Annotated in this window: 17 protein-coding genes and 4 pseudogenes; 9 read left to right on the top strand and 12 right to left on the bottom strand. The window is 47.5% G+C overall.

All coding sequences use genetic code 11. The features are described 5' to 3' along the window. Positions 1-25: 25 nt before the first annotated feature. A pseudogene (locus tag VN24_RS00990) lies at positions 26-481 on the top strand (GrpB family protein). A 139-nt stretch (positions 482-620) separates the two neighbouring features. Then, positions 621-937, top strand: a pseudogene (locus tag VN24_RS26705) (DUF817 family protein); the annotation flags it as partial. Positions 938-1,102: 165 nt separating this feature from the next. Here the strand turns inward: VN24_RS26705 and VN24_RS00985 are convergent. Both VN24_RS00985 and VN24_RS00980 read right to left on the bottom strand, forming a co-directional pair. Next, positions 1,103-1,483 carry a pepsin/retropepsin-like aspartic protease family protein gene (locus VN24_RS00985; protein ID WP_045668893.1) on the bottom strand — a complete coding sequence of 127 codons (381 nt, stop codon included), beginning with the start codon at positions 1,481-1,483 and terminating at the stop codon, positions 1,103-1,105. Continuing rightward, positions 1,480-1,740, bottom strand: a complete 261-nt coding sequence (locus tag VN24_RS00980; RefSeq protein ID WP_045668892.1) for a hypothetical protein — start codon at positions 1,738-1,740, stop codon at positions 1,480-1,482. Before VN24_RS00980 ends, VN24_RS00985 begins: the two co-directional genes overlap by 4 nt. Positions 1,741-2,147: 407 nt before the next feature. Here VN24_RS00980 and VN24_RS00975 point away from each other — a divergent pair. Beyond that, positions 2,148-2,408 (top strand): annotated as a pseudogene (locus VN24_RS00975) (DUF2164 family protein); the annotation flags it as partial. 113 nt (positions 2,409-2,521) lie between these two features. On the opposite strand, the gene VN24_RS00970 reads toward VN24_RS00975, so the two are convergent. Then, positions 2,522-3,316, bottom strand: a complete 795-nt coding sequence (locus tag VN24_RS00970; protein WP_045668890.1) for an SDR family NAD(P)-dependent oxidoreductase — start codon at positions 3,314-3,316, stop codon at positions 2,522-2,524. 224 nt (positions 3,317-3,540) lie between these two features. On the opposite strand from VN24_RS00970, the gene VN24_RS00965 reads away from it, so the two are divergent. Further along, positions 3,541-4,401 (top strand): helix-turn-helix transcriptional regulator, encoded by an 861-nt coding sequence (locus VN24_RS00965; RefSeq protein ID WP_045668889.1) that lies wholly within the window; start codon positions 3,541-3,543, stop codon positions 4,399-4,401. Between the two features lie 387 nt (positions 4,402-4,788). Here VN24_RS00965 and VN24_RS00960 read toward each other — a convergent pair whose 3' ends face one another. Then, positions 4,789-5,244, bottom strand: a complete 456-nt coding sequence (locus VN24_RS00960; RefSeq protein ID WP_045672841.1) for a GNAT family N-acetyltransferase — start codon at positions 5,242-5,244, stop codon at positions 4,789-4,791. A gap of 132 nt (positions 5,245-5,376) precedes the next feature. Here VN24_RS00960 and VN24_RS28645 point away from each other — a divergent pair. Beyond that, positions 5,377-5,466, top strand: a pseudogene (locus tag VN24_RS28645) (hypothetical protein); the annotation flags it as partial. A gap of 337 nt (positions 5,467-5,803) precedes the next feature. Here VN24_RS28645 and VN24_RS00955 read toward each other — a convergent pair. After that, positions 5,804-6,529: an alpha/beta fold hydrolase gene (locus tag VN24_RS00955; protein ID WP_045668888.1), complete on the bottom strand. Its 726-nt coding sequence runs from the start codon at positions 6,527-6,529 to the stop codon at positions 5,804-5,806. 122 nt (positions 6,530-6,651) lie between these two features. On the opposite strand from VN24_RS00955, the gene VN24_RS00950 reads away from it, so the two are divergent. Continuing rightward, a complete protein-coding gene (locus VN24_RS00950; protein ID WP_238590794.1) occupies positions 6,652-7,062 on the top strand; it encodes a helix-turn-helix transcriptional regulator in 411 nt (136 codons plus the stop codon). A 98-nt stretch (positions 7,063-7,160) separates the two neighbouring features. Here the strand turns inward: VN24_RS00950 and VN24_RS00945 are convergent, their stop codons facing one another. Further along, on the bottom strand, positions 7,161-8,027 hold the full coding sequence (locus VN24_RS00945; RefSeq protein WP_045668887.1) for a helix-turn-helix transcriptional regulator: 867 nt from the start codon (positions 8,025-8,027) through the stop codon (positions 7,161-7,163). 186 nt (positions 8,028-8,213) lie between these two features. On the opposite strand from VN24_RS00945, the gene VN24_RS00940 reads away from it, so the two are divergent. Beyond that, on the top strand, positions 8,214-8,819 hold the full coding sequence (locus VN24_RS00940) for an SRPBCC family protein (RefSeq protein ID WP_045668886.1): 606 nt from the start codon (positions 8,214-8,216) through the stop codon (positions 8,817-8,819). Positions 8,820-8,833: 14 nt separating this feature from the next. Here the strand turns inward: VN24_RS00940 and VN24_RS00935 are convergent, their stop codons facing one another. From VN24_RS00935 to VN24_RS00915, 5 genes are all read right to left on the bottom strand, one after another. Further along, on the bottom strand, positions 8,834-10,204 hold the full coding sequence (locus tag VN24_RS00935; protein ID WP_202967422.1) for a glycine--tRNA ligase: 1,371 nt from the start codon (positions 10,202-10,204) through the stop codon (positions 8,834-8,836). 370 nt (positions 10,205-10,574) lie between these two features. Continuing rightward, complete coding sequence (locus VN24_RS27925) at positions 10,575-11,279, bottom strand: hypothetical protein (protein ID WP_202967407.1); 705 nt, start codon at positions 11,277-11,279, stop codon at positions 10,575-10,577. Positions 11,280-11,349: 70 nt separating this feature from the next. Further along, the gene (locus tag VN24_RS00925; RefSeq protein ID WP_045668884.1) at positions 11,350-12,243 is read right to left on the bottom strand and encodes an SDR family oxidoreductase; all 894 of its coding nucleotides are present in this window, start codon (positions 12,241-12,243) and stop codon (positions 11,350-11,352) included. Positions 12,244-12,266: 23 nt separating this feature from the next. After that, positions 12,267-12,941, bottom strand: a complete 675-nt coding sequence (locus VN24_RS00920; protein WP_045668883.1) for a hemerythrin domain-containing protein — start codon at positions 12,939-12,941, stop codon at positions 12,267-12,269. Positions 12,942-13,138: 197 nt separating this feature from the next. Further along, entirely contained in the window at positions 13,139-16,078 is a 2,940-nt protein-coding gene (locus tag VN24_RS00915) for an AAA family ATPase (RefSeq protein ID WP_045668882.1), read from the bottom strand. Positions 16,079-16,258: 180 nt separating this feature from the next. On the opposite strand from VN24_RS00915, the gene VN24_RS00910 reads away from it, so the two are divergent. After that, positions 16,259-17,077, top strand: coding sequence for a PEP/pyruvate-binding domain-containing protein (locus tag VN24_RS00910; RefSeq protein WP_052702719.1), 819 nt, complete (start codon positions 16,259-16,261; stop codon positions 17,075-17,077). A 17-nt stretch (positions 17,078-17,094) separates the two neighbouring features. Next, the gene (locus VN24_RS28365; protein ID WP_045668881.1) at positions 17,095-18,723 is read left to right on the top strand and encodes a PEP-utilizing enzyme; all 1,629 of its coding nucleotides are present in this window, start codon (positions 17,095-17,097) and stop codon (positions 18,721-18,723) included. A 99-nt stretch (positions 18,724-18,822) separates the two neighbouring features. Here VN24_RS28365 and VN24_RS00900 read toward each other — a convergent pair whose 3' ends face one another. Next, entirely contained in the window at positions 18,823-19,593 is a 771-nt protein-coding gene (locus tag VN24_RS00900) for an ANT(4')-I family aminoglycoside nucleotidyltransferase (protein ID WP_045668880.1), read from the bottom strand. Positions 19,594-19,900: the final 307 nt, after the last annotated feature.

The following is a 19,900-nucleotide window of genomic DNA, read 5'->3' as shown; positions in this document are numbered from 1 at the left end:
GATTCATTAGGGGGTATTACATAAAATGAAGGTGCGTTTAACTGATTATAGTAAAAATTGGGTTCGCATTTTTCAGGATGTGATAATACGGTTTGAACATTTTTGGAGTACATCCGTTCCTAGGATGAAGGCGAAACCTATAATAGACATGATGTGTATTGTGAACAACATAGAAAGAATCGATCTATACAATGATAAAATGCTATCACTCGGATATGACGTTGCTGGAGAATGGGGAATTTCAGGAAGGAGATTGTTTCGCAAAGGAGGAGAAAATAGAACTCATCATTAAATCGAGCGGCATCTAATCTTTCGAGATTATTTACGGTGCCATCCAGAAGAAGTAGCTAGGTACAGTAGCTTTAAAGAAGAATTATTTCAACGCTTCGAGAATACAAGTGAATATAGCCCAGCAAAAAAAGCATTCGTGAAGGACTTGGAGCAACTTGCACTCTCTTGGTTTGCGACAACATTACGTTAACGGATACGATAGCTCAACAATACATCATGAGGCTGCCGGCGATCGGCAGTCTCATTACGCTAATGGGCAGTTTACGATGGTACAAATTTTAGCCAAAATACCGTAATTATTATTGTTATTTGGCGACATATACTTTCCAGATTTTCGTTGGTGGCTGACGGCGATTGTATTTATTCTCTTCTGAAAACATGGATTATATATCGGGTACGGACCATAACTTATCGAATGCCATTAGCGCTTGCTTTTATCATTGTAGGTTTTTTCATCTGGCTAGCTGAAAATATAGCCACATTTTTTGATGCTTGGAAATACCCTGACCAGCACCAAACCTGGCAGTTGGTTAGTTTCAGTAAGATTAGCTCGTGGTTTCTTCTGGTAATCATTAGCGTCATAATCGTTGCTCAGCTTAAATATGTTAAAGCTAGTCGAACAACGAACGATTCATGGTCCAGTTAATATTAAGATAACGTGTAACGATAGTGGAGGAGTTTGCAGCTATGCATCCCTTCCATTTTCATTGAAGTAACGGGAGGATAGTTTTATTCCTTTCGTGAATACCTTATATGTGGAAAGTTCACGAAGTTCGTAAATAAGACGTTATACGCAAGTTCGTTTAAGGCGCTAAAAAACAATTAAATTCTCAAAATCTATTTTCAAACCAAAAGATGAAAGAATATCAACCCCTAGAATAGCGTCAAAGCCATAAGGTTCCTTAGTTAATCCAAGTTGAATGGTAAAGTTCTGTAGAAGAATAGTTTCAATTGTAAGATTAGAAACAGATTGTTGGTAACATAATTCACTCTGGCCACCAACCCCATACATACGGACCGATTTTCCATTAATAAAATCGATTTCTAAACCAATAGGTTCAACGGCATCTGTATCAAATATAGTCGTAGAACACCCTGTGTCAAGAAGAACCTTAGAGAGAACAGTGGACTTATTGTTGTAAGATAGTGGAAGCGATATAATGGGAAGACCATTAATTAATTGGATATTCATTGGAGACCTCGAATGCCGGTAAAGGGCTGTTCAATAACTTCGATATAATCATTACCTGTATAGAATACATAGAGTTCACGAGTAGGTTCTAGCAGGTGAAGATTTTTATAGGAAGACCAAGCTTCTTTAGGATTTGTATAACCCGCAATAACCGACATTTCTTCAATATTGCGTTTATGATTCATAGAGTAAGCAGATAAGGCTTCAACGAGAACCCAGCGTTCTGGGTATTGATTGCGAATTTGATCCCATTTCATAGATGACCACCTCCGAGAAGAGAGTATAGATTCATTGTACAACCCCTATAAAGAACAAGCAATTGTAAGGAATTCGAAGAAGACGAACCAGCGTATAACACTATATTCCCGCTGCGTCGCTGACGCTCCTTGGTCCGGCACGAAGGTAAAAGCCAGGAGGCGGATTCAACCGGACACATTCAAGAGACTAACTGCGCGCCGCGCAGCCGTTTTGATGAATGGCTTCGCCTGATTCTCATCGCACCTTAAGCCTCACGATTGTCGGGAACACACAAAACGTTACCTGAAATTACCGCTAATAAAAAACAATAAAAAAATAAGAAAATAAAAAAGCAATGGTATAGATAGCATTAGAAACCTTTATAAAGAAAGGAGAATCGCTTTGATACCTATTTAAATTACCTAAAGAACAAAAGGATCAAATCATTAATAATGTGCAAATTTTTTTTGAAGAGGAAAGATCAGAAACAATAGGTAATATTGCAGCAGAACAATTCGTTGATTTTATGATTAAAGAAGTAGGCCCATATATTATAACAAAGCAATTGAAGATTGAATGCCTAATGAAACGAGAACTGAAAATGATCCTTACCTGTGGGGATTTTTTAGGAAGATTCCCCTTTTGTTGGGGCGGTGCCTATGTAGCTTACACCACCGAAATACTGTAAGGAATGATCAACACTCGGTTTCCGCACCCCTAATGTAAAAAAGCCCCTACATCCATTTTGAGGACATAGGGCTGTGTGGTTCTTATTGGATTAACATTGTTGATCCCATAGGATCACGCCCTTGCACCACCGTCAACCGGTAGTACGACTCCTGTCACATAGGAGGCACGATCGCTCAGGAGCCAAGCAGCGGCCTGCGCCACCTCATTCGGATCGGCTGCGCGTCTAAGAGGTGTAATGGAGTTAAGTTTTTTGAGAATTGTAGGATCTTGAGAAACCCATCTCTGGATCATCTCGGTCATGGTGGTGCCAGGTGCAACAGCATTTACGCGAATGCCCATAGGTCCGTACTCAATAGCGGCAGTTTCGGTGAGACTATTGACCGCCCGTTTGGCTGCTCCGTACGCAGCTAGACCCGGATTGCCTCTAAAGCTACCGACGCTGCTGTTATTGACAATGGCTCCGGAACCGGCAGTGCTGAGAATGGCCTTGATTTCGGCAATCATCGATAACCAGACTCCCTTGTAGTTCACGGAGTGGATGAGGTCGAAGTTTTCTTCCTTGTCATCAATCATCGGTGATAATCCGATGGCAATACCAGCGTTATTGAATGCGATATCGAGGCGGCCATGCCGTTCCACCGTCGTCTGGACCGCCTGTTCGATACTTTTCGCGTCTGCAACATCGGCTATAACGTAGTCGGCACTTCCGCCTTCCGCCGTAATTTCATCCACTACTTTGCGCAGTTCCGATTCCGTTCTCGCGACAAGCGTCACTGTGGCACCCTCCAGCGCGAACAGTTTGGCTGCGGCGGCGCCGATTCCCCGGCTGGCACCTGTAATCAGTGCCACCTTATTGGCCAGCAATTGTCCCGTGGCGTTTGAGTTATTGGGATGTATTGTTGTCATATGAATTCCTCCTTTTTGCCGTATTGTTAGATGTATCAGTGTTACCGCAGTATTGATGTTTTATTTGTCATTTTTGAAGGAAATGTCGGTCCGTTCATTTATCCCCCCCAAGCTTCTTGTTAGATTGATTTACTTGCTACAACATGAGTATACTTATTAAAAATCTTAAGACTAGAGGTTGCTTAATCATAGGTTTCTGAGTACTAGGATGAGGAGGGGTTGTGATGAACGATAGCGAGCGTCGCTCTGCTCTCGGTGATTTTTTACGTAAACGGAGGGCTTGCCTTTCTCCTGATGATGTTGGATTACCACTTGGCACTCGACGCCGAACACATGGGTTACGCCGCGAAGAAGTAGCACAGCTTGCAAATATCGGCACCTCTTGGTACATGTGGTTGGAGCAAGGACGTGATGTCCATCCCTCGGTGCAAGTGCTGGAAAGTCTTGCTTTGGCTCTCAGACTTAGTCCCAATGAACGCCGTCATCTTTTTCTTCTCGCCGGAGAATCGCTGCCTCCTCACTTGTTTCCTACCGAAGAAATTATCGAACCAGCACTCCAAAGGATGTTAGATGACCTCAATCTGACTCCTGCATATGTCTTAGGAAGACGGTGGGACTTTCTGGCATGGAATAAAGCTGCAAATGAGGTTTTCTCTATTTCCCAACCGTCGCCGCCTCATGATTTCAATTTAATCTGGCGTCTTTTCACCAGCCCAGCAAGGAAGGAACGCTTTCGAGATTGGGAACAGATCGCACGGGGGGTAGTAGCGGAGTTCCATACTGCAAGAGCTCGATATGTTGAAAACTCGTCGTTCGAGGGATTAATCGAAGATCTTAAACGGGAAAGTCCTGAGTTTAACCAGTTATGGCCGCTTCATGAAGTTCCCAGTTCTCTTGAAGGACATAAAGAAATGGAACATCCTATAATGGGACACTTGGAGTTTGTGCATATTACCCTCCAAGCCCCCAATGATCCCGATATAAGAGTGATGATTTACACGCCTCTCACAGTAACAAGGGTAAAACTGGAAAGATATCTATCAACGGTAACAGGAACCACTGTTCTCGATATCCATAATTGTTAGGGATAGGTACAATTCTGGAAATTATAATCCCAATTCCAACCATATAATCAAAATAACCACAAAAAATTGCTTTTTTCGAAGAAGAATTATACTCACTTGAAAAACCAATTAAAAACAAATAAAGACCAAAAAAATAAAAATGAAAAATGAATTAAAATTATTTTTGAAGGCAGTTTCAAAGAAGGCGGTTACTTCAGGTAAGACCGTATTCACGCTGCGGGGCTGACACCCCTCTGGTCTGCAGAAGCATAGCAGAGGAGTAATTCAGCAGACAACCCTGCACCACCTAACCGCATCGCGGCCGGCCTAAAGGCCTTAAGGTAGAGAGGGTTCGTGAATGCAAGAACGTTATGCGAAACTTCCGAAGAGCTGAGAAGAACGATTAAATCAATTATCTTTAAGAAGTTTCCAATATATCATTTCATCTTTATTATCAACTCGATGCATACCTATTTTTTCAAGAACTTTTATTGATTGATGATTTTCTATAAGACATTCAGCAATAACTTGGTTTACTTTATGAGTAGAGAACGCCCATTTGATGAGGGCTTCAACGCTTTCAGTTGCATAACCTTTATTTCTAGCTTCTGGTAAGAAGCCATAACCAACTTCTACTGTCTCTTCAACCGGCTTACCTTTAAATCCAATATCACCAATTGCTTCTTTAGTATCTTTACTTATCACTAACCATACACCCCAACCCAATAAATCAGGATCTATAGTTAATTTTTCAAGGTATGATTTTATATGTTTTTTATTGTTAATGTAGTTCTCGAACACAGAAGTATGAATATTGACCAAATCAATTGGGACAAGTTTAAGTCGCTCTGTTAAGACTCTCAAAGAAATCACTCCAATTACATATTTAGACATAACAAATATATAGATATTATCTAGATGATACAAGAAAAATATGTAATATAGAGTGAATCTGAATTGCATTTTGAAAGCGAACTCTAAGGAGACGGAAGACCCTCAAACCTCTACATTTGGAATATACGCTTTGGCGGTATTATTTGTACTCTTGTAGGGTGCACAGGTTTATTGATTTATTTAAACCTATGATAAATTAAACAACAGAACGTGATTACGCTAATGGATAAAAGAACTCTATTTAACACATCACGAGCTTCGTAAATCAGATTATAGAAGATTCTAGAAAAGTCCCAAGAACCCGTTTTGTCTTCGCAATAATAGAGCAAACACAAAAAAATGATGCGTGTTTTTACAACCTGCGACCTCAGGAATATAGGGTCAAAAAGGTGCTTACCAAACTTGGGATGACCCAGTAAGGAAGATTACGGGGAAATTGACTAATAAATGACGGGTGGCGTGACTCCCTGGTATTCAGCATCCTAGAGCATGAGTGGAAAACAAAGTTTAGCAATTAGTAAAGCGTAATTTACATATTTGCCAAGAAATCTTCTAATACAAACCTCAGTCCATCCGGATCACTAAGCATCGGTAAGTGTCCGGTTTCCAGAATTCGAACTGATTGTGGGGAAAGATTTGAGATCATGTTATTTTGTAAGGACGGGCTGAACTCCTTATCATGGGTTAGCTTCACGTACAGCTTCGGTACAATCGGAACGGACGCATCAACCTGGTCTGTATATACGCGTACGGCCTCGGGAATGAATCCTTGTACGATCTTCGCTGCCTGATCCGATGAGAGGTCATTGCATAATCCTGAGCGAATGGCGGACGCTGGGGGCTTTGTACCTATTTTTCTCAGAATAGCAGACATTAGAATCCTCTTAGGAAATGGTAGCACGGATAAAAATGAACCGCCATTCTCCGGAATTGCGGCACCTACAGCGACAAAACCTGCCAATCGATCGCTCACTTCGTATGCCAGTTTAAGAGCAAGAACGCCCCCAAGTGAATGCGCCACGATTACGAACTTCCGAGTCCCCCACTCATCCACTTGTCTTTTCATATGGGCCACATAATCCATCATCGAAAGGTCTTTCCTCGATTCCACTGAACCATTTCGATGAGGAAACTCGACTAGTAAATAAGGATGATCAAGTCCTTCCACTACTTTGCTCCAGATCCGGCTTTCCAGACCTGCTCCATTCACAAATACGAAACCTGTTTTTTCCCATGTTCGCTCTTGCTTATTCATCTTCAATTCCCCCAATTGATCGGTTAATCGTGCTTATAAGAGGATGATATCACTTAAATAAGACAGATTATGTCTTATTATTATGATAAGATGGAAAAAACGATCGGGAGAGAGGGGAGCCATTGCAGAAGTCACAGCGCCTTGTCCAAATGATTATGAGGATCAACGCCAAAAAGTCATTTACCGTTAAAGAGCTGGCCGATGAATTCGGATTATCCAGCCGAACGATTACGCGGGATTTGCAGGAACTGAGTGAACTCGGTGTTCCCATTTATTCCATTCAGGGAAGAGGGGGAGGGTATAAGCTGCTGCAAGAGAGGCTGCTCCCGCCGATCAGCTTCTCCGAAAGTGAAGCGATCGCGATGTTTTTTGCTTTACAGTCTAAGGACTATTTCAGCTCCGTACCTTTTGGCGAGGGGGCTGATTCTGCGCTTCACAAGTTTTATCATTACTTGCCTGCCGATGTAAGGGAACAGATAGACCGCTTAAATTTGGCAGCTGGGAAGCGATGCCCAAATATTAGGTCCAATTGAAGCAATTGCATACATGAAGCAAAAAATCGAATCCATGCAGGTTTTGTATCGCTGAGCATGATTGGCGCTTATTACCTTTTTTATCGTCTGTTTGTTTTTCACGGAATCCGCACCAAACCCGCGCGTTCTGACGAAAGCGAAATCGTTTCAAGTCTTTTTTCCAGCTTGGCTCTCGTATCTGCCGTCGGGGTGTATATCATGACCCGAACATCGGGATCGTCGGGAGCTTGCAGCGTGACATGCTGGAATTCCAGGAACCCTAAGGTCGGATGATCCATCCGTTTGTGTCCTCCAAGCGAGCGGGGCGCTTCGTAGAGCGGCCATAACCGGCAAAATTCGGAGCTTGCCCGCTTCAAATCTTCAAACAGCGCCTCGAATGAAGCATTGCCGGCATAGCGGGTAAGGGCAATGTGAAACTCCGCTATGACGGCCTTCGCGATTTGTTCCCAATCCCGAAAACATGTTCTCGCTTCCGGATCGGTGAAAATCCGCCAGATCATATTCCGGTCATGGGGCGGAGCAGGCCTGGAAATGAAGAACACCTCATCGGCGGCCTGATTCCAAGACAAAAAGTCCCACCGTCTTCCCAGGACGTAAGCGGGAGTGGGCTCTAGATCATCCAGCACCTGACGGAGAACAGAGCCGACCTTCTCTTCCGGAGGCGACGATTGAGGAGGCAGCGATTGCCTGGCAAGCAGAAACAGATGGCGTCGTTCGTTGGGCGTTAACCGGAGCGCCAGAGCAACGCTTTCCAGCACTTGTGCCGAAGGTTGGACATCCCGGCCTTGTTCGAGCCAAATGTACCAGGAAGTACCGACATTGGCAAGCTGGGCGACTTCTTCGCGGCGCAGCCCCGGCGTCCGGCGGCGAACGCCGGATGGAAGTCCGACGTCGTAAGGCGTAAGGCTCTCCCTCCGTTTGCGCAAAAAGTGGCCGAGGGCGTGACGACGCTCGGGATCGTTCATGCGAATCCCCCTTATCCTGTTACTGAAAGACCTATGATCATGCAGAACTGGTTCGGTGTTTTTACGCCTAGTATACTCTGACGTAGTATTTGATTTCAATCAAGTTTGAAGGAGTGAAGACGACTGAGCAAGCTCGACCGAGGAGGAACGAAACCGATGATTGCCCAAAAGTCCAGGAGGAGAGTTATGTATATCATTTTGGCTGCAGTTGCTGTGTTTGCGCTCGCCGCGACGTTCACAATCCGGCAATTGTTGTCCCCGCCCAGGACGCCCCCGGATTTTACCGGCCCCCGGCCGGAAATCGCCGAAAACGGCTATATTACCCATTCTGAAGAGATCATCATCGATATGCCGCTGGACCAGTATCTCGCATGGGTCGAGACACAGCCGCTTGAAGCCGGCTTGACGGGGCAGGATGACATTCCGAGCGTTGCCCGCACGGAGATCATTCAAGGGACCTGGCATGAAGTCGGCGCCCGGCGCATGATCGTGCTCTCCGACGGGCATTACGTGGCGGAAGAAGTGCTTGCCGAAAATCCTAATCTGTTCCGTTACCAGGTATGGGGTTATACCAACTATGCCCGTTTTGCCACAGATTACGCCATTGGCGAGTTTCAGCGGGAAGAAGTCGACGGCAAAACGCACATCAAATGGACGTACTCCTACCACAAGCGATCGAACCTGACCGGCAGATTCCTTGAAAGCTTCGTCGAAAACAGTTGGGGTCCTTATATGCGTCAATATCTGCAGATTTCAAAGGAGCAGAGCGAAAAAGACCTGAAAGGCGCATAGAGTTCACGTAGTGATTAAAACCTGATGCGTTCCAGGAGAAATTTTTTTAATTCGGAAATCGGCATACGGATCTGCATCATCGAGTCACGGTCACGCACAGTTACCTGGTCGTCAGTCTCGGAATCGAAGTCGTAGGTGATGCAGTACGGTGTACCGATCTCATCGTGACGGCGGTAACGTTTACCGATTGAACCTGTATCGTCGTAATCGACCATGATGTCTGAGGTTAATTCGGCCAACACACGCCCGGCGCCTTCTGCCAACTTTTTCGAAAGAGGAAATACAGCTGCTTTAAACGGTGCAAGTGCAGGGTGAAGACGAAGAACGGTGCGGCTATCGTTATCTTCAAGCTGCTGCTCCTCGTAGGCATCGATCAAAAAAGCTAACGTGACGCGATCCGCCCCGAGCGAAGGCTCGATGCAATACGGGATATAGCGCTCGTTCGCTTCTTGGTCATTGTAGTGAAAATCTTCACCCGAATGATCCATATGCTGTTTCAGATCATAATCGGTACGATCCGCAATCCCCCACAGTTCTCCCCAGCCAAACGGGAACCGGTATTCGATATCGGTCGTTGCATTGCTGTAGTGCGACAACTCATCTTCCGAGTGATCCCGTAAGCGGATATTATTCTCGTTCATCCCGAGCGTTAAGAGCCAATCGCGGCAGAAGCTGCGCCAGTATTCGAACCACTTCAGATCCTCGCCCGGCTTGCAAAAAAACTCAAGCTCCATTTGTTCGAATTCGCGGGTCCGGAATGTAAAGTTTCCGGGTGTGATTTCATTTCGGAAGCTTTTGCCGATTTGTCCGATGCCGAAAGGCAGTTTCTTCCTCATGGTGCGCTGTACATTTTTAAAGTTGACGAAAATGCCCTGTGCCGTTTCCGGACGCAAATAGATCTCATTGGAGCTGGATTCTGTAACACCTTGAAATGTCTTAAACATGAGGTTGAACTGGCGGATATCCGTAAAGTCGTGGCTTCCGCAATCCGGACAAGCGATGTGGTGTTCTGTGATCAGCGCCTTCATCTGATCGAACGTCAAGCCGTCGACAACCATTTCAATACCCTTCGCATGAAGGGCGTTCTCAATAATTTTATCCGCACGATGACGGGCCTTGCACGGTTTGCAGTCGATCATCGGATCGTTGAAGTTCCCGACATGGCCGGAAGCGATCCAAGCTTGCGGATTCATCAAAATCGCCGCATCGAGGCCGACGTTCCAGTGAGATTCTTGAATGAATTTTTTCCACCATGCACGTTTGATGTTGTTCTTCAGTTCGACGCCGAGCGGGCCGTAGTCCCAAGTGTTCGCCAGACCGCCGTAAATTTCCGATCCCGGAAAAATAAATCCGCGATGCTTGGCCAGTGCGACGACTTGCTCCATTGTTTTGCTGCTGCTCATGATTGACCTCTCCTTCACTTTAGAATAAAAAAGCTCTCATCCCAAGGCATCAAACTTCGATGCCAAGGGACGAGAGCGATTTGCACCCGCGGTTCCACCCTAGTTGACGATCCGTACAGATCGTCCTCTTTTTTACAAGTTTCGGCTCCGGACTGCCGTTTCCCTGATGCTTGTTCCGGGCTTTCACCATCCCCGAATCGCTGTGAAACAAGACAATCAAGTACTATTGGTCCATCACAGCCAATATAAACCTTTCGGTAATATTACCGAAAAATAAAGTAATATTCAAGTGGTTATTAGACATGGTTATTAGACATGACTTCTTGGGTACGACAAGAACCCTTGGTCGTTATCATTTAATCTTCTGCTGCTCTTCGTCGGTAATAAAGTACGCATGAATGTCGTAGTGCGGATCTTCAAAACCCGGATGCCCCTGCGGCTGGTACTCGATATCCAATTGGACGACGGCGGGTGACGGGACTCCTTTCATGCCCCCCAGGTTGACAAAGCTGTTCCCGTTGACAAAAGCATCCTGGTCAATCATATATTCGAGGAATACGAGTTTCCCGTTGTATACGCCATAAATCGGTCCGACAGGAAGCTCTCCGGCTTGCGGATTTCCCCAATGCTCGCCCATCGCAGGCACGACCTCCGAAATTTTAACGGATCCTTCGGGCAAAGCGAGTACGTAGATCTCCCGATTTGCAACATCCCAGCTTACGTTCTGTGCGCCCGCCGCGCTTGCCAAATCCCGGATCCAGGCCGTCGGTTCGCCATGCTTCATCCGGATACCCGAAATCGTTTTGCCGTTGAATTGGACAGTCCGGCGGCTCTCGCTGACCGTAAACGGTTTGCCGAACAAATCGGCAAAGGCTTTGACGGAAACGTATACTTTACCGTCAGGCGTCGAATGATTGGCCTCGGACTTCACTTCAACGCCGTTGACCTGAACCGTGATAACGCCGCTTTTCCCGCCATGGGATTCCGCTCCATGCGCAGATACGCTGCCGCCGAGCAGAATAAACAAACCGATTGCTATTGCAATCATCTTTTTCATCGATAATACACTCCATTTCCTTCATAATGTCACTTGCGAAGCAAGTCCGGACCGTCGTCCTAGCCCGGCTTCAAACGTTGATATGCCGGGTCCCGTTCCATCCATCTGTCCACTGAGCAACGGATTCGGCTGCGAAAGCGTCGAATGAACGGGGATCACGCTGCAGAAGCTCCTTCTGGCGCGCGAAATCATGTTCCGTTCCCAGGCAGCCATACTTCTGAAAGCATTCGTACATCACCCGGTAATCTTGAGCCAGCCATTCCGGCATCATCGTAACCGCTTGTTGATACCATTCGTCCAGATTATCGCCAACATAACGAACTTTCGCGCCGGCATGCCGGCTATAGATTTCAGCGATCGCTTCCCCTGTTAATGATTCGGGTCCGTTAAGGGGATAGGTTTTCCCGTCATACCCGTCCAAAAGGAGAGCGTTGGCAGCGGCATGGGCGATATCCCCAACGTCAACACGATGCAAGCCTACCGAACCGAGCGGCTGCGGATAAACCCCGTATCGAAGAATGGCATCGCGGAACCAGTAGTCATTCTGGAAGAAATTGTTCGGCCGCAAAATGGTGTACGCCATCCCGGATTGCTGGATCGCTTTTTCGATTCCAATTTTGCTTTTGATATGAGGAATATGAAGCATCTGCGCCGTCATTGGCGTGGACAGAAATACGATTTTGGGAACGCCGGCTTGACATGCCGCCTCAACGGCAGCAATCCCCTGGCTTGTTTCCGTCTTTGCCATACCAGTCAACAGAAAGACCGCATCCACTTGTTCGAACGCCTTTCCCAAGCTGTCAGGGACCTCCAAATCGCCTTGAACCCATTCGATGTTCGAATCCATATGCTGATATTTGCCCGGATTTCGTGCAAGGATGCGGACGGATGCTTTACGATGGAGAAGCTCTGGAACGAGCCGGCTGCCTACTGTACCTGTACCTCCGACAACAAGAATAGTCATATTTAGAAATGAACCCCTTCCGGTTATAATTCTTTCAGCGCAGCTTGAAGCTGGTTCCAGCTCGGTTGATCCAGGCGAATCTCCGCTAATCCCAACATACCGGCCAGCGCTTCCTTCGGCGCAAATTTCTTCATCTCGCTGAACATCTCCACCCGATCCTGATGACTGATTGACGGAATCATGTAATGCATGAAAATCGCCATGGTCTGCGGCGGAATGGAGGAACGGATGTTTTTGGAGATTTCTTTGATCTGGCCGTCCGTCAAATTCTCCCACAGCGTCTTCATGCCAGGCCCTTCTTCGGTTTGCAGATGGATCAAGTAATCCGCTGTGAAGCGGTTCAGCTCTTTGCCAATTTGGTACCAGATCTTCCGTTGCTCGTCGGCTTGCTGTTTGCCGGCTTCCAACTGATCCACGAGGGCAATCAGCTTCTCCAGCATTTGTTCCAGGGCGCCATGCTCCTTCTCCAGTTGCTGCAAGGTCTCGGGCGCATACTTCTCGTAAGCTTCGTTAATATGCGTATCCTCATCTCTCGAGTGGGCTTCCAGAATGATCACGACCCGCCTGAATTCCTCGACAAACGCGCTTACTTTCTCCTCGTCCGTACTGTCGGTCGATCCGGCCTGATGGCATAAATTGCTTAAGGCCAAGCGAATTCCCTTGTGGACGGGAGCATACAAATCAAAACGGTGAACCATCATCAACTCTCCTCTAGGTTTTTGTTTATGAACATTTCGTTCACGTTTGTAAAAGTACCACGCCAGCGAAAGAGAGCGTATCGGTTAAATTACGTATTCTTTCGAAATCCGATTACGTATTCTTCGCTTCGGCTCACCCCGGGATATACGCAAAAAACCGCCTATTCCCGTTCAGGCCGGGCAACAGGCGGCAATTCTCATTCCGTTTCCATCAAATACTTCACCAGAGAGGCTCTGGAGTTGATCCCAAGACGCCGGTAGATGTTCTCCAGATGGGTGCTTACGGTCCGCGGACTTATAATCAAAGCATCCGCAATCTCGATGTTCGTTAATCCTTCCGCAACGAGACGGGCAACTTCTTTCTCGCGCTTGCTAAGTTCGGTATCTTTGCCGGCAGCGTTCGACGTACTGCGTTTCGGCAAACGACTCCCAAGTTTTTTCATCAGCGCTTGCGCCATGAGCAAATCCTCTCCCGCATCCAAATGTTCGAAGGTCTCCATGCTTTGGAGCAGCATCCGGCTCGCTTCTTCCGGATTGTCCTTGAGCATCATCCCGGCAATGAGGAGCAAGGAACGAGCATGCTCTAACGGCATTCGCATTTCCTTGAAAGTGCGGGCTGCTTCATCAATGGAGGTCAAGGCGGGTTCCTTCTCTCCGGAAGCGAATTCCACTTTGCCGGATAATCGTTTTCCAAGCGCCCAAGCGTACCTGTTTTCTTCCTTCGTGTCGGCTAGAAGGTCCTTGGCGGTATCCATGGCTCCAGGCCGATCGCCTGCGGACAATTGAATCTCCCCCCATAGCGCCAGATTCAGCCAAGGACATGCTACGTAATAAGGCCTTGTCCGATTCATGAAGGAATAATAGTCCGCTGCACGGTCCGTACCAAGAGCAATCATCATTTCGATCGGAGCCAGCATATCCGCGACGTGCCCGTCCTTGGTTGAAAAGAGTGGAAACAGACCATTCATTTCGTCCAGGCAGGACTGAGCCTCCGCGTAACGTCCTATCCATGCATAAACGATCCCTTTGGTAATATAGGCATAGATTAACGGTCTGCCGGCGTCGATCCGCCTCGCCTTCGACATGATCGACTCCATCTTGGGCACTGTCAGCTTCCATTCGCCGCTTAAGAGATCGGCCAGAACCTGTATCCAGTAGCTGCGGATTTCATATTCCACAATATGCAATCGCCTGGCAGCCTCCAAGGCTTTCTGTGAACAGGTTCTGCTTAACGCATATTGACCGCAGAAGGTGAAGTTAATTGCGCTTACATAGAGGCCGCGAAACAGCGTCTCATCGTCAACCTCCATCTGCTCCAGATTTTCGATCAAGACTTGAACCTTCCGGGGCTTATAATTTTCCTTGCGGACATAGCTGGTCCAAAAGTCGATTTCCGCTACGATCGCTTGAGCCGCGGCTTGAGTGGTTCCAATTAACCGGTGTACCGCTTGAATTTCTTCATATACTTGGTAGTATTCATCAGGCCGCTTGAGCCGGCTCAGAAACATCAGGCTTGTATGCAGAAGCTGATAGCGGATTTCAGGGAAATCCGGCAGCTTTCTGGCAATGACCAGCCCATCCTCCAAATATTGCAAAGATTGCTCAATGTCTCCCGATTCCCAAAATATATTTGCCAGTAACCGGTGCAATCGCGCGATCTCGGTCTGATTCTCATATTGAACATAGGTGCGTATGGACTCCAGACAATACCGTGCGGCCTCGGAGCGCTCTCCCAGCATGTAGTGAACCTCGCCCAATCGTTGCAGGAGCCAGGGGACTCGGCTTTTCTCCTCCGATATTTTATTGGCATGGATTAGCTGGAGAACGGACTTGTAATACTTGGCGGCGGACGCATATGCGTACAGCAGGTGAGCCCGCTCCGCCTCCTTAAGAAACACGCGTATCGTTTGCAAAGGGTCGACTTCGGCTCCTGCCCCGAAATACAAGCGGGCCAAGTACTCGACATCCTCGAAGCCGCTCTCCTCCAGCACGTCAATAAAAGCTTTGTGTGCGCGGCGGCAGATCATGATCGGAAGCTCCTCATAAACAACGTCGTTCACGATCGCATGATAGAAGCCGTAATGGACTTCCATCTCTTGAATCTCTTCGTATACAAGTCCGGAAGCCTTGAGCCGATGAATGACGGTCAGGAAGTCATCTTCGTTCATCTTCGTCAGACGATGGAGAATGCGGTGGGAAACGGTACCCTTAGAGATGGCGATGTAAAGTAGGACGTTATGGTCCTCGGAGTGAATACGCGCAATCCGATCTTTGATCAGCTCTTTCAACCGATGCGGAATGGTATCGATCGACTGGATGGACAGAACCCAAACGTCATTTCGCATCGATAATACACCGGTTTCAAGCAGGGCTTGCAGCAATTCATCAATAAACAAAGGAACTCCTTCGGAATGTCTTATGATCATAGATACGAAGCCATCCGGAAGGGCAGGCCCGAGCCGATCTTCAAGCAGATGGACAACTCCCTGCCCGCTCAGGCGGTTCAGGCGAAATTCCCGAAAAAACTCTTCTTTTCGCAAGGATTGGATAAAGGCATTCGCGCCGGCATTGTTCGAAAGTTCAAATGTATCGATCGTAACAATGAGCAGAAGAGGATAGATGGTCATTCCTCGGCTCAAGTAATGGAGAAATTCCAAGGAAGCGAAATCCGCAAAATGCAAATCCTCTTGAATGATCACAAGCGGTTTTCCGTCCGCCATTCGTTCCACAAGACAGACCAGCGACTCAAACAGACGTGTCTTTTCTAATGCGGGATCCCCGACTTTAGCAGGCTCAGGGAGCTGAAGCCGGCGAAACAGCTTCCCTAAATCCGGCAGGTCGCTCGTCCAAGCGGTTACAATCTTTGGAGCAAGGCCCCGGAAATATTGATTGCACATCTCAATAATCGGCGTGTAAGCGGTATCGCTTCCGACCGAATAAGATCGGCCCTGCAGAATGCTGCATGGATGTCCGGCTGCGATCTTCACAATCTCCTGGGCCAGCCGCGTTTTCCCAATACCCGGCTCACCTGTAATGGCAATAACAGTGCCCTTGCCATCCGCAAGGTTTGCAAGTATTGCAGGAATCTGGTTAACGTATTGATCCCTTTCTACGATCCGCAGTGTCTTTCTCGTCATGATTGGAAAATGATCCTCCCCCGGGTTGCATCGTTCATTCGATCATTCAACAAATATATAGTTATTCTACTCGCTTCCACTGTTTTCCTTTCCTGCAAATACGTCATTCTCCGGATAGAAGTATGCTTTCAATTCACGTAATATGGATTCAGGAAGCATAACGAGTAAGGGGGGGCAATTGTGCGCAGCATTATTCCATTGTCAGAGGCAGCGGCAGAGGATGCTCTCGTCATCGGCGGAAAAGCGAAAACGATTGCGCTGCTCCTCCAGTCCCATTTTCCGGTTCCCGGAGGGTTCATTATTCCGTCTTACGCGTTTGCGTACGGTTTCACTGAAGAGCTGCATCAAGAAATCGAAGAGGCGTACCGCAAGTATATTGTCCCTCCGGCGGTTGTCCGTTCCTCCTGTTCCATCGAAGACCTTGGATTCGCTTCGTTTGCCGGACAATACGAGACGATTCTGAACGTGACCTCCGTCAACATGCTGGAATCGATAAAACGCTGCCGGCAGTCAGACGGTCAAGCCCATGCCAGATCCTATCTTGTAGAAAAAGTCCCGGCATGCGACCGGGCACCGGCCATGGCCATTCTTGTTCAGGAATGTATTGATGCGGAAGTAGCTGGTGTTATCTTCAGCAAAAACCCGGTTACAGGAAATGAAGACGAAATCATCATTAATTCCAGTTTCGGATTGGGGGAGACGGTTGTGTCCGGACGAGTCACTCCGGATTATTATATCCTTTCCAAGCGAAGTTCAGCGATTGTGAAGAAGGAGCTTGGCGACAAAGACTGCAAGCTCGTTCTCGATCCAGTCGGGACGCGCACCAGGGAAACAACCGCCGAGGAAAAATCGAGTTTCAGTTTACGGGATGAACAACTGGATGAGCTGACGAACATGGCTATGGCGATCGAAGCGCTTCTGGGATACTCCGTTGATCTGGAGTTTGCGTACCGGCAAGGAAAGCCCTATATCCTGCAGGCAAGACCGATTACATCGTAGAGGAGAGGAACGTGAGCGTGAGTACTCCATTATCTGACTTCAAGAAAACGTTGTTCTTGAGTGAAGCGGACAAACAGCAAGGATTCTGGATGCTGGATGACACGCACTTCTCCAGACCGTTAACGCCGTTGTTCGCTTCTTTTATGCTGCCTGCTGTAACAAAAGGAACCCAAAGAGCGTTCGAAACGATGAAAATGCCGCTCATTCAATTCACGGTGAAGACGGACCACGGCTATTATTATCAGTCGATGCCTCCTCATCCCGAACCGTTCGAAGAGCGAATGAGCAAGCACAAAAACAAGATGGAGGAGCTCTATCCTCAGATCAAGCCGTATTTGGAACGCATCGTCGATGAATTCTATATGCCGTTCTATAATAAGCTGTCGGAACGATCCGCAGGTAGCTTATCGTTGCAAGAGGCGCTGCTGGATGTAGAAGAATTGCAGCAATTCTATACGAAAGCGTGGCAGTACCACTTTGAAATCACTATCCCCCGCACTTCGCTCGCGATCGCATTGGAGGAAACTTACGGGCAGTTGACGGGTTCGGCGAATACGAAGGAGGTATACGATCTTCTGCAGGGTGTCATGAACATGTCCCTGGAGACCGACCGCGGGTTATGGCTTATGGCCAATCAGGTTAAATCTTCACCGCTGCTGCGCGCCGTGCTTACGGCAACCGGAAATCCGGCCGAAGCGCTGAATCAGACAGCCGAAGGCCGGGATTTCTGGCGGGATCTGCAAAGTTTCTTAAACATTTATGGTCACCGGACGGCAATTACCCATTCGTTCACAGAAGAGATCTGGGTTGAGAATCCATCCTATGCCCTGTCCATCATTGCGAGCTATCTGCAGCAAGATTACGATTTCGACGCGGAGTTCAAGCAAGTGGTTGCGGAACGCCGCGCAAAGGCGGAGGAGCTGTTCGAGCGTCTTCCCGCCGGTGAAATGACAAACCGTTTTCGGAAGATCTATGAATGGGCTTTAACATGTTGGGGTGTGGATGAAGACCATCATTTCTACATTGACGCGATGATCGCTGCGAAATCCCGCTGCTTCCTCAAGAATGTAGGACGAAGCCTGGTGCAGCATCAAGTCATTTCCGGACAAGAGGATATTTTCTTCCTGTATCTGGACGATTTGCTGGAGGTTCTGCGTGATCCTAAGCCTCTTCATACGGTGGTCGAGCAAAATAAACATCATTATCAGGAGTATCAGAGCATACAGCCCAAGCCTTATTTCGGAGTTCCGCCGAAGCTGCTGCCAGATCCGGTTGTCGAGCGCATTTTCGGTTTGCCAAGAGATGTCACCGAAGCTCAGTTGAACACCATGACGGGATATGCCGCTTCTGCCGGAACATATACCGGGAAAGTGAAGGTCATTAACGGGCAAGAAGACTTCGCCAAGCTTCAGAAAGGCGATATCCTAGTTTGCAAAACGATGACACCGCCTTGGACCGTTCTATTCCCGATTGCCGGGGCGCTCATTACCGACGCCGGTGGCATCTTGTCCCATGCGAGCATTGTTGCCAGGGAATATAAGCTTCCGGCCGTAGTTGGGACGAAGGTGGCGACGTCCATCCTGAAGGACGGGGATTACGTCACGGTAGATGGGACGAACGGGGTTGTTTCGATTGGAACGGTTTGATGAGGAGGGCATTGTCTTTCACTGTCGAAATCCGGGCGGGACTCCCGATAAAGAATTTTATACATATTCTTGCAGGGCTGTTAGTGCAGGATTACGCGATCAAAATGGGATTCGTTTGGAATGGATGACGTAGTCATGCTCGGCTGCCCAATCGACGAGTCCATTCCAAAACTGTTCGCAGGCGGATACGATCCGCGCGGGCTCCGTTAATTGTCCGGACATCACCAGCTCGGCAACGGTATCGAATCCGGCAGGACGATGCGGCAGCTCCAATGCTTCCGGCAGAACCATCGCCCCGGTTGAATACAGCTTCCGATTGTGCAAGCCGATCAACATGGCTCCGTAATGGGCGAATTCCATCGCCAAGTACGGCAAGTAGCTGTGAGGACCATTCAGGTTCACATTTCTCAGCTTGCCGGCAAACTCATACATTTCACCGACAAGAACTTCACTTATTGCGCGGCTGAAATCCGAACGGGTCGGAGATTCCGCCGCCTTCTTAAGAGCCGGAAAAAATTGATCCGGATCGTACAAGCTGCGCGTAAAAAAGTAAGGTCCGTGAGTAAGCGGCCATCTGCCTTCAACAATAGCGGCCTGTTTAAGCAAAATGTCCGAGCTGTAAATGTCCACCTCCGCTTTCCATGGACCAGACGACCATTCATAGCTGAATTCAATCGTTTCACCCGACTCGCGTAACACGCAAAACATCTCAATGTCCGAATAAGGACCGTCCGTTCCCCGCGAAACCGAACCGTAAACCCCTATCGCTTGGATTTGATCTCCGTAAACCTCATGCAGTCTCTCAGCAATTTCATGGCATGTTTGAAGTCTTTCGCTTTGAGACATTTTTTCCGGTCCATTCAGGTTCATCAGCGCGCACCTCCTTTTGATCACTCCTTATATTCGTCTCTTATGGAAAATTGTACTGGACCGCTCTTGTCTTAACAAGTCAAAAGATGCAGTTCATCTTTATTGTGTCATTATTATGTAATATTACCTGACGAAATCTTGACTTTTTTGTTGACAATTTAACAAAGGATCGATTAATGTAAATTCATGATGTAAACGATAAATGTAAAAGATGAAAAAGGGGGCGGCAACTACTTTCTGTATCCGGTTTTATAGGCCAATGACAGGTCTGTCGCGTTTGCAATTGTTTTGAATTTCATCGACTAAA

The organism is Paenibacillus beijingensis (assembly GCF_000961095.1).
GTDB classification, from domain to species: Bacteria; Bacillota; Bacilli; order Paenibacillales; family Paenibacillaceae; genus Paenibacillus_O; species Paenibacillus_O beijingensis.
This window is presented reverse-complemented; position numbering and strand designations above follow the sequence as displayed.